Source organism: Paraburkholderia sp. MM6662-R1 (assembly GCF_050436245.1).
GTDB classification, from domain to species: Bacteria; Pseudomonadota; Gammaproteobacteria; order Burkholderiales; family Burkholderiaceae; genus Paraburkholderia; species Paraburkholderia tuberum.
Window position 1 is genome coordinate 3,571,318 of the sequence record NZ_JBNDLV010000001.1, and the last position, 13,186, is coordinate 3,584,503.

The 13,186-nt window shown below is 64.0% G+C and carries 12 protein-coding genes; all 12 read left to right on the forward strand.

All coding sequences use genetic code 11. The features are described from left to right. Positions 1–53: 53 nt before the first annotated feature. The gene (gene serC / locus OKW39_RS16960) at positions 54–1,136 is read left to right on the forward strand and encodes a 3-phosphoserine/phosphohydroxythreonine transaminase (protein WP_184070725.1); all 1,083 of its coding nucleotides are present in this window, start codon (positions 54–56) and stop codon (positions 1,134–1,136) included. 63 nt (positions 1,137–1,199) lie between these two features. Beyond that, complete coding sequence (gene pheA, locus OKW39_RS16965; RefSeq protein WP_090801324.1) at positions 1,200–2,279, forward strand: prephenate dehydratase; 1,080 nt, start codon at positions 1,200–1,202, stop codon at positions 2,277–2,279. A gap of 81 nt (positions 2,280–2,360) precedes the next feature. Next, positions 2,361–3,482: a histidinol-phosphate transaminase gene (hisC, locus tag OKW39_RS16970; protein ID WP_429563083.1), complete on the forward strand. Its 1,122-nt coding sequence runs from the start codon at positions 2,361–2,363 to the stop codon at positions 3,480–3,482. A 61-nt stretch (positions 3,483–3,543) separates the two neighbouring features. Then, positions 3,544–4,485 (forward strand): prephenate dehydrogenase, encoded by a 942-nt coding sequence (locus OKW39_RS16975; RefSeq protein WP_429363807.1) that lies wholly within the window; start codon positions 3,544–3,546, stop codon positions 4,483–4,485. Between the two features lie 18 nt (positions 4,486–4,503). After that, entirely contained in the window at positions 4,504–5,808 is a 1,305-nt protein-coding gene (gene aroA / locus OKW39_RS16980; protein ID WP_429563084.1) for a 3-phosphoshikimate 1-carboxyvinyltransferase, read from the forward strand. A 47-nt stretch (positions 5,809–5,855) separates the two neighbouring features. Next, positions 5,856–6,542, forward strand: a complete 687-nt coding sequence (gene cmk, locus OKW39_RS16985; RefSeq protein WP_090801320.1) for a (d)CMP kinase — start codon at positions 5,856–5,858, stop codon at positions 6,540–6,542. Positions 6,543–6,706: 164 nt separating this feature from the next. Next, positions 6,707–8,440: a 30S ribosomal protein S1 gene (rpsA, locus tag OKW39_RS16990; protein WP_008921410.1), complete on the forward strand. Its 1,734-nt coding sequence runs from the start codon at positions 6,707–6,709 to the stop codon at positions 8,438–8,440. A gap of 21 nt (positions 8,441–8,461) precedes the next feature. After that, positions 8,462–8,785: an integration host factor subunit beta gene (locus OKW39_RS16995; RefSeq protein ID WP_006050255.1), complete on the forward strand. Its 324-nt coding sequence runs from the start codon at positions 8,462–8,464 to the stop codon at positions 8,783–8,785. A 299-nt stretch (positions 8,786–9,084) separates the two neighbouring features. Next, the gene (locus OKW39_RS17000) at positions 9,085–9,378 is read left to right on the forward strand and encodes a LapA family protein (RefSeq protein ID WP_090801318.1); all 294 of its coding nucleotides are present in this window, start codon (positions 9,085–9,087) and stop codon (positions 9,376–9,378) included. 69 nt (positions 9,379–9,447) lie between these two features. After that, on the forward strand, positions 9,448–10,623 hold the full coding sequence (lapB, locus tag OKW39_RS17005) for a lipopolysaccharide assembly protein LapB (protein ID WP_429335120.1): 1,176 nt from the start codon (positions 9,448–9,450) through the stop codon (positions 10,621–10,623). Between the two features lie 126 nt (positions 10,624–10,749). Next, entirely contained in the window at positions 10,750–12,153 is a 1,404-nt protein-coding gene (locus OKW39_RS17010; protein ID WP_090801314.1) for a UDP-glucose dehydrogenase family protein, read from the forward strand. Beyond that, on the forward strand, positions 12,119–13,126 hold the full coding sequence (gene rfaE1 / locus OKW39_RS17015) for a D-glycero-beta-D-manno-heptose-7-phosphate kinase (RefSeq protein WP_090801312.1): 1,008 nt from the start codon (positions 12,119–12,121) through the stop codon (positions 13,124–13,126). Before OKW39_RS17010 ends, rfaE1 begins: the two co-directional genes overlap by 35 nt. Positions 13,127–13,186 lie beyond the last annotated feature (60 nt).

Here is a 13,186-nt window from a genome sequence, read left to right on the forward strand (position 1 = left end):
TTCGCCGATTCCCGCGCGACTTCGTTATTTCGCGCCCGCTTCCAGGACCTCACATGCGCGTCTTTAATTTCTCCGCCGGCCCAGCGGCCATGCCCGAAGAAGTGCTGCGCCAGGCAGCCGACGAGATGCTGAATTGGCAAGGCAGTGGTATGAGCGTGATGGAAATGAGCCATCGCGGCAAGGAATTCATGTTGATCCACGAGGAAGCGCTGACCGATTTGCGCGAGTTGCTGCAGGTGCCGGCAAGCCACCGCATCCTGTTTCTGCAGGGCGGCGGACTCGGCGAAAACGCGATCGTGCCGATGAACCTGCTCGGCTCGAAACCGCGCGCGGATTTCGTCATCACCGGCTCGTGGTCGGAGAAATCGTTCAAGGAAGCGCAGAAATACGGCAGCGTGCATCTCGCCGCGACCGGCAAGACAGCCGAGGGCTTCACCCGCGCGCCGGCGCGCTCGGAATGGCAGCTGTCGGACGATCCGGCTTACGTGCACTTGTGCACCAACGAGACCATTCACGGCGTCGAAACCTTCGAGATTCCCGACCTCGGCGATACTCCGCTCGTCGCGGATGCGTCGTCGCATATCCTGTCGCGCCCGATGGACATCGCCAAATACGGCGTGCTATTCGGCGGTGCGCAGAAGAACATCGGCATGGCCGGCGTGACGGTCGTGATCGTGCGTGAGGACATGCTCGATCGCGCGATGCCGATCTGCCCGTCGGCGTTCGAATGGAAGACCGTCGCCGAGAACAATTCGATGTACAACACTCCGCCCACCTACGCGATCTATATTGCCGGGCTCGTGTTCAAGTGGTTGAAGAAGCAGGGCGGCCTCCTGGCGATGGAGGCACGCAACCTCGAAAAATCGAAGCTGCTGTACGACACGATCGACTCGAGCAGCTTCTATCTGAACAAGGTCGAGCGTGGCTCGCGCTCCCGGATGAACGTACCGTTCTTCCTCGCCGACGAGTCGCGCAACGAAGATTTCCTGTCCGGCGCGAAAGCGCGGGGATTGGTGCAGCTAAAGGGCCACAAGTCCGTCGGCGGCATGCGGGCGTCGATTTATAACGCCGTCCCGCTCGAAGGCGTCAAAGCGCTTGTCGAATACATGAAGGAATTCGAACAGCGCAGTGCCTGAGTCACACTGACCGGCAGGCGTGCGCCTCTTTTCCAGCAGTTACCCGGCAAAGCCGTTTTACGCATGGACGACGAACTCAATACACGACTCAAACCTCTGCGCGATCGCATCGACGCGCTCGACGCGCAGTTGATCGCGCTCCTGAACCAGCGCGCGTCGGTCGCGCTCGAAGTCGGGGAGGTCAAGAAGCATTTCAACGCACCGGTGTTCCGACCCGAGCGCGAGATGCAGGTGATCGCGCGCCTGCAGGAGATGAGCGCGGGGCCGCTTGCGGACGAACACATCGGCGCGATCTGGCGCGAGATCATGGCCGCAAGCCGCGCGCTCGAAAAGACCATCAAGGCCGCGTACCTCGGGCCCGTCGGCACCTATAGCGAACAGGCGATGCATGAGTACTTCGGTCAGTCGATCGAAGGGCTGCCGTGCCCGTCGATCGATGAAGTGTTCCGCTCGGTCGAGGCGGGCGCCGCCGACTACGGCGTCGTGCCGGTCGAGAATTCGACCGAAGGCGCGGTGTCGCGCACGCTGGATCTGCTGCTGCAAACGCAGCTGACCATCGGCGGCGAACTCGCATTGCCGATTCATCACAACCTGCTCACGCAAAACGGGCTCGCCGGCGTCACGCGCGTGTGCGCGCACGCCCAGGCGCTCGCGCAGTGCCAGCGCTGGCTGTCGACCAACGCGCCGCATCTCGAGCGCCAGGCGGTGTCGAGCAACGCGGAAGCTGCACGGATGGCAGCCGAAGATCCGACGGTCGCGGCCATCGCCGGCGACCGCGCCGCGATCCACTACGGCCTGCAGGTCACCAACGCGCTGATCCAGGACGATCCGCACAACCGCACACGCTTCGTGATGATCGGCAAGCAGCCGACCGGTCCGAGCGGCTACGACCAGACCTCGCTGATTGTGTCGGTCGTGAACGAACCGGGTGCGATGGTCAAGCTGCTCGAGCCGCTGGCGCGCCACGGCGTGTCGATGACGCGTTTCGAATCGCGCCCGGCGCGCGTCGGCACGTGGGAGTACTACTTCTATATCGATGTCGAAGGCCATCGCGACGACCCGGCCGTGGCCGCCGCGCTCGCCGGGCTCGGCGAGAAGGCCGCGTTCCTGAAAATACTCGGCTCGTATCCGCGCGCCCGGTAAGGGCTGGCAGCGCCGTCCGGGCGGCGCCAAGTGCACTGCCCGAACGCATATTTCACTATCCATCGTCGTTCGGAGATTTTCATGACAGCGTCTTTCGGCCCTTCCTATGTGCGTGCGATCGCGCCGTACATCGCCGGCAAGCCGATTTCGGAAGTGGCCCGCGAGTTTGGTCTCGACGAGGCGAGCATCGTGAAGCTGGCATCGAACGAGAATCCGCTCGGCATGCCGGAATCCGCGCAGCGCGCGATGGCGCAGGCGATCGCCGACCTCGGCCGCTATCCGGACTCGAACGGTTTCGAACTGAAGGCGGCGCTCGCCGCGCGCTACGGCGTGCCGGCCGAGTGGATCACGCTCGGCAACGGCAGCAATGACAACCTCGAACTCGCCGCGCACGCGTTCGTCGAGAAGGGCCAGGCGGTAGTGTTCTCGGAGTATTCGTTCGCGGTCTATGCGCTCGCAACGCAAGGCGTCGGCGCGCGCGCGATCGTCGTGCCGGCCGTGCACTATGGTCACGACCTCGACGCGATGCTTGCCGCGATCGACGACGACACGCGTCTCGTGTTCGTCGCCAATCCGAACAATCCGACCGGTACGTTCGTCGACGGTCCTACGCTCGAGGCGTTTCTCGGCAAAGTGCCGCGCCATGTGGTCGTCGTGCTCGACGAGGCGTACACCGAGTATCTGTCGGCGGACAAGCGCTATAACTCGATCGACTGGGTGCGCCGCTATCCGAACCTGCTGGTGTCGCGCACTTTCTCGAAGGCGTTCGGCCTGGCGGGCCTGCGTATCGGCTTCGCGATCGCGCAGCCCGGCTTGACCGATCTGCTGAATCGACTGCGTCAGCCGTTTAACGTCAATACGCTCGCGCAGGCCGCGGCGATTGCGGCACTGAACGACAGCGCATTTCTGGAACAGAGCGCAGCGCTGAACGCGCAGGGCTATAAGCTTCTGACCGAGGCGTTCGACAAGCTCGGTCTCGAATACGTGCCGTCCGAAGGTAACTTCGTGCTCGTGCGCGTCGGCGGTGACGACGAAGCCGGCGCCCGGGTGAATCTCGCGCTGCTGAAACAGGCTGTGATCGTGCGACCGGTCGGCAACTACGGTTTGCCGCAATGGCTACGCATCACGATCGGCCTGCCGGAGGAAAACGGAGCGTTCCTCGCGGCGCTCGAAAAGACGCTTGCCGAGCCTGCCGCTGCGTAAGCATTGCTCCTTGATCCCGCGCGTCGGCCGGCAGGAGCGGCGCGCTTATTGTCCGTATTGTGTGAGCGACGTGGCCGCGTTTTCTTTTAACAAGCTGGTGATTTTCGGTGTCGGCCTGATCGGCGGATCGCTCGCGCGCGCGTTGCGCGAACGCGGCGAGGCCGGCGGGGCACGCACGGTGGTTGGGGTGGGACGGACGTCCGCGTCGAGCGAGCGCGCGTTGGCGCTCGGGGTGATCGACGGCGCTGCGGCGCTCACCGACGACGCCGCGCTGCGCGACGCGCTAGCGGGCGCGGACTTCGTGCTGCTCGCGGCGCCGGTCGCGCAGACACAGCCGCTACTCGAACGCATGGCGCTGCATCTCGACGCCAACACGATCGTCACCGATGCGGGCAGCACCAAGTCCGACGTGGTTGCCGCCGCGCGCGCGGCGCTCGGTGCACGGATCGGCCAGTTCGTGCCGGGCCATCCGATCGCCGGCCGCGAGTCGAGCGGCGTCGACGCCGCGCTGCCCGATCTGTATGTGAACCGCAACGTCGTGCTGTGCCCGCTGCCGGAGAACGCGCCGGAAGCGGTCGAGCGCGTCGCGGCGATGTGGCGCGCCACCGGCGCCTTGGTGCGGGACATGACGCCGCAGCAGCACGACCGCGTGTTCGCGTCGGTCAGTCATCTACCGCACGTGCTGTCGTTCGCGCTCGTCGAACAAATCCTCAGTTCGCCCGACGCCGCTTTGAAGTTCTCGTTCGCGGCGGGCGGATTCCGCGACTTCACGCGCATCGCCGCGTCGAGTCCGGAGATGTGGCGCGACGTCTGCGTCGCCAATCGCGCGGCGCTGCTCGACGAACTCGACGCGTATACCGCGGTGCTCGCGCGCCTGCGCACGGCGATCGAGGCCGGCGACGGCGCCGCGCTCGAAGCGGTGTTCGCGCGCTCGCGCGTCGCGCGCAGTCAGTGGCAGGAGCAGCGCGCGGCTGGCGTGGCCTCCAGCGACGCGTCCAAATAACCGGAAACTGGACACATCATGGAATTCCTCGATCTCGGACCTTTTTCCCGTGCGTCCGGCACGATTCGTCTGCCCGGCTCGAAGAGCATCTCGAACCGCGTGCTGCTGCTCGCCGCGCTCGCCGAAGGCGAGACGACGATCACGAACCTGCTCGATTCCGATGACACCCGCGTGATGCTCGCCGCGCTCGAAAAGCTTGGCGTACGTCTGAAGCGCGACGGTGACACCTGCGTCGTGACCGGCACGCGCGGCGCGTTCACCGCGCGAACGGCCGACCTGTTCCTCGGCAACGCGGGTACGGCGGTGCGTCCGCTGACCGCGGCCCTCTCCGTGAACGGCGGCGACTACCGGATCCACGGCGTGCCGCGCATGCACGAGCGGCCGATCGGCGATCTCGTCGACGGCCTGCGCCAGATCGGCGCGAAGATCGACTACGAACAGAACGAAGGCTATCCGCCGCTACGCATCCGTCCCGCCCAGACCACGGCCGACGCGCCGATCCGCGTGCGCGGCGACGTGTCGAGCCAGTTTCTGACCTCGCTGCTGATGACGCTGCCGCTCTTGCGCACCGCGAGCGGCGTCACCACCGTGCAGGTCGACGGCGAGCTGATCTCGAAGCCGTACATCGAGATCACGATCAAGCTGATGGCGCGCTTCGGCATCAACGTCGAGCGTCACGGCTGGCACCAGTTCGTGGTGCCAGCCGGGCAGCGTTATCAGTCGCCAGGCGCGATCATGGTGGAGGGGGATGCGTCGTCGGCGTCGTATTTCCTCGCCGCGGGAGCGCTCGGCGGCGGCCCGCTGAGAGTGGATGGGGTGGGCCGCTCGAGCATCCAGGGCGACGTCGGCTTTGCCGATGCGCTGATCAAGATGGGCGCGAACCTGCAGATGGGCGAGGACTGGATCGAAGTGCGCGGCGTCGGCAACGACCATGGCAAGCTCGATCCGATCGACATGGACTTCAACCTGATCCCCGACGCGGCGATGACGATCGCGGTCGCTGCGCTGTTCGCGGACGGCACCACCACGCTGCGCAACATCGCAAGCTGGCGCGTCAAGGAAACCGACCGCATCGCCGCGATGGCGACCGAGCTGCGCAAGGTCGGCGCGAAGGTGCAGGAGGGCGAGGATTTCCTCGTCGTCACGCCGCCCGAAAAGCTCATCCCGAATGCCGCGATCGACACCTACGACGACCACCGTATGGCGATGTGCTTCTCGCTCGTGAGCTTGGGCGGTGTGCCGATCCGCATCAACGACCCGAGGTGCGTCGGCAAGACGTTCCCCGATTATTTCGAGCGCTTCACGGCGCTCGCGCAACCCTGATGCAATCCAGATTCGCGTGCGAATCGCCCGATGTGCGACATTTTTAGATGAAACCGATCCGTCCCTTTCACCAGACGCCCGTCATTACGATCGACGGCCCCAGCGCCTCCGGCAAAGGCACTGTGGCCGCGATGGTGGCCGCCAACCTCGGCTTTCACCTGCTCGACAGCGGCGCGCTCTACCGGCTCGCGGCACTCGCGAGCCTGCGCTACGGCATCGCGGCGGACGACGTCGACGCACTTGTCAAACTGATCGACGACCTGCATATCACGTTTCGCGAGGGGCTCGCGCAGCTCGACGGCGTCGATGTATCGACCGAAATTCGTGCCGAGGAAGTGGGCAGCCGCGCCTCGGCGATCGCCGTTCACGCGCCGGTGCGAACCGCGCTGGTGGCGCGTCAGCGGGCGTTTCGCAAGCAGCCGGGGCTCGTCGCCGACGGGCGCGACATGGGCACCGTGATCTTTCAGGATGCCGTGCTGAAGGTGTTCATGACGGCGAGCGTCGAGGCCCGCGCGACGCGCCGGCATAAGCAATTGATCCAAAAAGGATTTTCTGCTAATATAGATGACTTGCTCCGGGATTTGCGTGAGCGCGACGAGCGTGACAGTCAGCGCGCGGCCGCGCCGCTCAAGCCCGCGGCGGATGCAAAACTGCTTGATACCTCCGCATTGTCGGTCGACCAGGCGGTCGAGCAGGTGGTGCAATGGTATGAAGCGCTGGTCCCGCATGCGTAACTGAAACGGTCATGCGGTAGTGGCCAGACAGCGGCAGTCCTGTTGTTGGTAGGTGCTTCGCGATGGTCGCGAAGCGTTGTTTTTTTAACCCTTTAACCCCGCGTGGCGTTCGCGTATTTGCCGCAGTTGCTGACCAGTCCGGTGAGCCAGGCGTTGCGAAGACCATGCAAACTCTGATTTTTATGTCCGACCTGCAAACCTCTACCCCGAATACCGAATCTTTTGCGGCTCTGTTCGAAGAGTCGCTGACCAAGCAGGACATGCGCGCTGGCGAAGTGATCTCCGCGGAAGTCGTGCGTGTCGACCACAACTTCGTGGTCGTGAACGCTGGTCTGAAGTCCGAAGCCTACATCCCGCTCGAAGAATTCCTGAACGACGCGGGCGAGGTAGAAGTGCAGGCGGGCGACTTCGTTTCCGTCGCGATCGACGCGCTGGAAAACGGCTATGGCGACACCATCCTGTCGCGTGACAAGGCGAAGCGTCTGGCTTCGTGGCTGTCGCTGGAAAAGGCGCTGGACAACAACGAACTCGTAACCGGCACGATCACGGGCAAGGTCAAGGGCGGTATGACCGTGATGGTCAACGGCATCCGCGCGTTCCTGCCGGGTTCGCTGGTTGATACGCGTCCGGTCAAGGACACCACCCCGTACGAAGGCAAGACGCTCGAATTCCGCGTCATCAAGCTCGACCGCAAGCGTAACAACGTCGTGCTGTCGCGCCGCGCTGTCATCGAGGCAACGCAAGGCGAAGAGCGCGCGAAGCTGCTCGAAACGCTGAAGGAAGGCGCGATCGTCGAAGGCGTGGTCAAGAACATCACCGACTACGGCGCGTTCGTGGACCTCGGCGGTATCGACGGCCTGCTGCACATCACGGACATCGCATGGCGTCGTGTGCGTCACCCGAGCGAAGTTCTGTCGGTTGGCCAGGAAGTCACCGCGAAGATCCTCAAGTTCGACCAGGAAAAGAACCGCGTTTCGCTCGGTATCAAGCAATTGGGCGACGATCCGTGGGAAGGCATCTCGCGCCGTTATCCGTCGGGCACGCGTCTGTTCGGTAAGGTCACCAACATCACCGACTACGGCGCATTCGTCGAAGTGGAATCGGGCATCGAAGGCCTCGTCCACGTGTCGGAAATGGACTGGACCAACAAGAACGTTGCTCCGTCGAAGGTTGTCCAATTGGGCGACGAAGTCGAAGTCATGGTTCTCGAAATCGACGAAGACCGCCGTCGTATCAGCCTCGGCATGAAGCAGTGCAAGCCGAACCCGTGGGACGACTTCAGCCGCAACTTCAAGAAGGGCGACAAGATCAGCGGCGCCATCAAGTCGATCACCGACTTCGGCGTGTTCATCGGTCTGCCGGGCGGCATCGACGGTCTGGTTCACCTGTCGGATCTGTCGTGGAGCGAAACCGGCGAGGAAGCCGTTCGCAAGTACAAGAAGGGCGACGAAGTGGAAGCGATCGTTCTCGGCATCGACGTCGAGAAGGAACGTATTTCGCTGGGTATCAAGCAGCTCGAAGGCGACCCGTTCAGCAACTACGTTGCAATGAACGACAAGGGTTCGGTCGTTGACGGTACTGTCAAGTCGGTGGACGCGAAGGGTGCTGTGGTCCAGCTGTCGGGTGAAGTCGAAGGCTACCTGCGTGCTTCGGAAATCGCCCAGGACCGCGTGGAAGACGCTCGCAACGTGCTGAAGGAAGGCGACAAGGTCAACGCGATGATCATCAACATCGATCGCAAGTCGCGTGGCATCAACCTGTCGATCAAGGCGAAGGATTCGGCTGAGCAGCAGGAAGCCATCCGCGGTCTCGCTGCTTCGGATTCGAGCGCAGCCGCTACCGGCACGACGAACCTCGGCGCGCTGCTGAAGGCCAAGCTCGACGGCCAGAACCAGTAAGCCTGAGAGGTCTGCTGCAGTATGACCAAATCGGAATTGGTCGCCCAGCTGGCTACGCGGTTTCCGCAACTTGTTCTCAAGGATGCGGATTTCGCGGTGAAGACGATGCTCGATGCGATGTCGGAGGCACTTGCCAAAGGTCATCGCATCGAAATTCGAGGCTTCGGCAGCTTCGGGCTCAACCGCCGTCCCTCCCGCGTTGGACGCAATCCGAAGTCGGGCGAGAAGGTGCTGGTACCTGAGAAGTACGTACCGCACTTCAAGCCGGGCAAGGAATTGCGCGAGCGGGTGGACCGTCGCGCGGGCGAGCCGCTGAAGGCCGAAGAGCCGGATGACGACCTTTAATGACTCCGCTGTGCGTCTTGCAGCGTGGCATAGCTAGCGTCAGCGGCCAAAGCCAGTCGGCAAAAGACCAGGAAAAGCGCCTTCGGGCGCTTTTTTTTCGTCCATCCTTTGAGAAGAGGGCGCCTCCCGGTGCGGTCCTTTGCATTTCGCGAATCACCCGTAAGTGCGCCATCCCGCCACTTGCTGCCCGGCCCCGAGGTCATCCATTACAATACGGGTCACTTCGGCGCGGGCAACACCGTGGCGCGACGCGTCATCGAGCCGGCGTCACCCCGCAACTGCCGTCAAGAGATCTATTCATGAAATTTATCGTCTGGCTGATCCGTGTGCTGGTGTTCGTGCTGCTGCTGGTGCTGGCGCTCTCCAACACGCAACCCGCTACGCTGAATTTCCTCGCCGGCTACGTCTGGTCGGCGCCTCTGATTCTGATCGGTCTCGCGTTTTTCGTGATCGGCTTGCTCGCGGGGCTCGTGTCGGCGGTGCCGGCCGTCGTACGTCTGCGCATGGAGAATGGCCGGCTCAGGCGCGAGTTGCGCGTGGCGCGCGAAACGCCAGCCGTCGTCGAGCAGCCGCCGCTGCCGCCGCTGATCTGAACTCCGTTGCGCCGCGCGCTCTGAGCGCGGCTTTTCGTTTTCGCTTTCCCGCACATTTGCATTAATCGCATGGATCTAGACTTCTGGTGGCTGCTGGTCATACCCGTCGCATTCGCGTTCGGCTGGATGGCGGCGCGCTACGACCTCAAGACGCTGCTGTCCGAGAGCGCGAACCTGCCGCGGTCCTATTTTCGCGGTCTGAACTTCCTGCTCAACGAGCAGCCCGACCAGGCGATCGACGCATTCATCGAGGTCGTCAAGCTCGACCCTGAAACGGTCGAATTGCATTTCGCGCTCGGCAATCTGTTCCGCCGGCGCGGCGAAACGGATCGAGCGATCCGCGTGCATCAAAATCTGCTGAGCCGCGCGGACCTGCCTGTCAGTGAGCGCGATCACGCGCTGTACGAACTCGGCCAGGACTTCCTGAAAGCGGGTCTGCTCGACCGTGCCGAGGAAACCTTCCGCTCGCTGCAGGCGGGCGATTACGCACTCGGCGCTCAACGCGCGCTGTTGACGATCTACGAGATCGAGAAGGACTGGGTCAAGTCGATCGATACCGCGCGTCACCTCGAAACGATGGGCGCACCGTCGCTCGAGAAGGAAATCGCGCAGTTCCATTGCGAACTTGCTCAGGAAGCGCTGCAGCAGAAGAAACCGGACGAAGCGCGTCATCAGCTCGGTCTCGCGCTGAAGGCGAACCCGACCAACGTGCGGGCGACCATCCTGTTCGGCGACGTCGACGCGGCCGGCGGTGCGTCCGAAGCGGCGATCGGTCAATGGCGCGGCGTCGAGGAGCAGAACCCCGCGTATCTGCCGCTCGTCGCAGAGAAAATCATGAAGGCGTATGAAGCGCTCGGTCGCGCGCAGGAGGGCGCCGATCTGCTGACCACGTGGGTCGACCGTCATCCGAGCAACGATCTGCTCGACGTCGCGTATCAGCACGTCGCGTCGCTGCGCGGCGTCGATGCCGCGCATGCGCTCGCGCGCACGCAGATGCAGAAGTCGCCGAATCTGGCCGGCATGACGCGTCTGCTCGAAGCGCAGCAGGCCGTCGCCGAAGAGCCGCGGCGCAGCGAGCTCGAACTGATGCACACACTGATCCGCCAGCGCACCAAGAATCTGCCACGCTATACGTGCCAGAATTGTGGTTTCCGGGCGCGGCTTTTCTACTGGCAGTGCCCCGGATGCAGCGGTTGGGAAACCTATGCACCGCGCCGCGTCGAGCCGATTACCGCGCCGAGTTGACGCCGCACGGGCGGCTTTGGCCGCGTCGGCGTTCATTGCGACGCGACCGCTCCGCGAATTTCGCAACGAGTTTATCGCCGGCCTCATGAGCGGCATTCATTACCGGAACCTTCCACCGGAAAGCGTATGAAAATCACCATTATCGGCACCGGCTATGTGGGCCTTGTCACCGGCGCGTGTCTCGCCGAGATCGGCAATGACGTCTTCTGTCTCGACGTCGATCAGCGCAAGATCGACATCCTCAACAAAGGCGGCGTGCCGATTCACGAACCGGGCTTGCAGGAGATGATCGCCCGCACGCGCGCGGCTGGCCGCATCACGTTCTCGACCGATGTCGCCGCGAGCGTCGCGCACGGCGACGTGCAGTTCATCGCGGTCGGCACGCCGCCCGACGAAGACGGCTCCGCCGATCTGCAATATGTGCTCGAGGCCGCGCGCAACATCGGCCGCACGATGAATGGTTTCAAGGTGATCGTCGACAAATCGACGGTGCCGGTCGGCACCGCGCAGCGCGTGCGCGCGGTGATCAATGAAGAGCTCGCGAAACGCGGGCTCGCCGGCAGCGCGCAGCATCGCTTCTCGGTCGTGTCGAATCCGGAGTTCCTGAAGGAAGGTGCGGCCGTCGACGACTTCATGCGCCCCGACCGTATCGTGATCGGTATCGACGAAGACGAACCGGGCGTGCGGGCGCGCGAAATGATGAAGCGTCTGTACGCGCCGTTCAACCGCAATCACGAACGCACGCTGTACATGGACGTTCGCTCGGCCGAGTTCACCAAGTACGCGGCCAACGCGATGCTCGCGACGCGCATCTCGTTCATGAACGAGATGTCGAATCTCGCGGACAAGGTCGGCGCCGACATCGAAGCGGTGCGCCGCGGCATCGGTTCCGATCCGCGCATCGGCTATCACTTCCTGTATGCGGGCTGCGGCTATGGCGGCTCGTGCTTCCCGAAGGACGTGCAGGCGTTGATTCGCACCGCGAGCGAGAGCGGCCACAACCTGCGGATTCTCGAGGCGGTCGAGGAAGTGAACTACCAGCAGAAGGACGTGCTCGTGAACAAGATCACCGCGAAGCTCGGCGAGGATTTGAGCGGCCGCGCGTTCGCGGTGTGGGGTCTCGCGTTCAAGCCGAATACCGACGACATGCGCGAGGCGCCGAGCCGTCGCGTGATCGGCGAGTTGCTTGCGCGCGGCGCGAACGTGCGTGCGTACGATCCGGTCGCCGTGACCGAGGCGCGTCGCGTATTCGCGATGGATCTGCACGCTGCGCCGGAGCAGCTGGCGCGTCTCACGTTCACGAGCACTCAGGACGAAACGCTGATCGGCGCCGACGCGCTCGTGATCGTGACCGAATGGAAGGAGTTCAAGAGTCCTGATTTCGTGCATCTGAAATCGGTGCTGAAGACACCGCTGATTTTCGACGGCCGCAACCTGTACGAACCGGACGCGATGACCGAGCTCGGTATCGACTACCACGCCATTGGACGCCCCTATGCCCAACCCTCTGAACTTCCGGTCGATGCCTGAGGCCATGCCCGCGGCGCCCGCGTCCACGACGGCGCAGAAGCTCACGGTCGTGCCGCGCGCGCAGCTCAACGCGGCGCGCGTGCTGGTGGTCGGCGACGTGATGCTCGACCGATACTGGTTCGGCGACGTCAACCGCATTTCTCCGGAGGCGCCCGTGCCGGTCGTGCACGTGCAGCGCCAGGAAGATCGGCTGGGCGGCGCGGCGAACGTCGCGCGCAACGCGGTCGCGCTCAGCGCGCAGGCGGGTCTTTTGTGCGTGGTCGGTCATGACGAGCCCGGCGAGCGCATCGTGCAACTGCTCGGCGAAAGCGGCGTCACGCCGCATCTGGAACGCGATCCGGCCTTGCTGACGACGATCAAGCTGCGCGTGCTGTCGCGTCAGCAGCAATTGCTGCGCGTCGATTTCGAAAACTCGCCGGCACACGAGGTGCTGCTCGCGGGCCTCGCGCGTTTCGACGAGCTGCTGCCATCGTACGACGTGATCCTGATGTCCGACTACGCGAAGGGCGGCCTCACGCACGTCACGCAAATGATCGCGAAGGCGCACGCGGCCGGCAAACCGGTGCTCGTCGATCCGAAGGGCGACGACTGGGAGCGCTATCGCGGCGCGACGCTGATCACGCCGAATCGCGCGGAATTGCGCGAGGTCGTCGGACAGTGGAAGTCCGAGGAAGATCTGATCGCGCGCGTCACGAAGCTGCGCGCCGAGCTCCAGTTCAAGGCGCTGCTGCTGACGCGCTCGGAGGAGGGCATGACGCTGTTCTCCGACGATGGCATCCTGCACGCGTCGGCCGTTGCGCGCGAAGTGTATGATGTGTCGGGCGCGGGCGACACCGTGATCGCGACACTCGCCGCGATGCTCGGCGCGGGTCTTTCGCTCGTTGACGCGGTCGGACTCGCGAATCGCGCGGCCGGCATCGTGGTCGGCAAACTGGGCACCGCCACCGTCGACTACGACGAACTCTTTTCCTGATGCAGCCCGCGGGGCGCCGTCGTCCGACGGACCAGCGGACCCCGCGCGGCGTTGACTGAA

Coding starts and splice junctions, on each gene's coding strand:
- cmk (WP_090801320.1), top strand. CDS start 5,856: ATGAAACCGATCCGTCCCTTTCACCAGACGCCCGTCATTACGATCGAC.
- lapB (WP_429335120.1), top strand. CDS start 9,448: ATGGATCTAGACTTCTGGTGGCTGCTGGTCATACCCGTCGCATTCGCG.
- aroA (WP_429563084.1), top strand. CDS start 4,504: ATGGAATTCCTCGATCTCGGACCTTTTTCCCGTGCGTCCGGCACGATT.
- OKW39_RS17010 (WP_090801314.1), top strand. CDS start 10,750: ATGAAAATCACCATTATCGGCACCGGCTATGTGGGCCTTGTCACCGGC.
- rfaE1 (WP_090801312.1), top strand. CDS start 12,119: ATGCCCAACCCTCTGAACTTCCGGTCGATGCCTGAGGCCATGCCCGCG.
- pheA (WP_090801324.1), top strand. CDS start 1,200: ATGGACGACGAACTCAATACACGACTCAAACCTCTGCGCGATCGCATC.
- serC (WP_184070725.1), top strand. CDS start 54: ATGCGCGTCTTTAATTTCTCCGCCGGCCCAGCGGCCATGCCCGAAGAA.
- rpsA (WP_008921410.1), top strand. CDS start 6,707: ATGCAAACTCTGATTTTTATGTCCGACCTGCAAACCTCTACCCCGAAT.
- OKW39_RS16995 (WP_006050255.1), top strand. CDS start 8,462: ATGACCAAATCGGAATTGGTCGCCCAGCTGGCTACGCGGTTTCCGCAA.
- OKW39_RS17000 (WP_090801318.1), top strand. CDS start 9,085: ATGAAATTTATCGTCTGGCTGATCCGTGTGCTGGTGTTCGTGCTGCTG.
- hisC (WP_429563083.1), top strand. CDS start 2,361: ATGACAGCGTCTTTCGGCCCTTCCTATGTGCGTGCGATCGCGCCGTAC.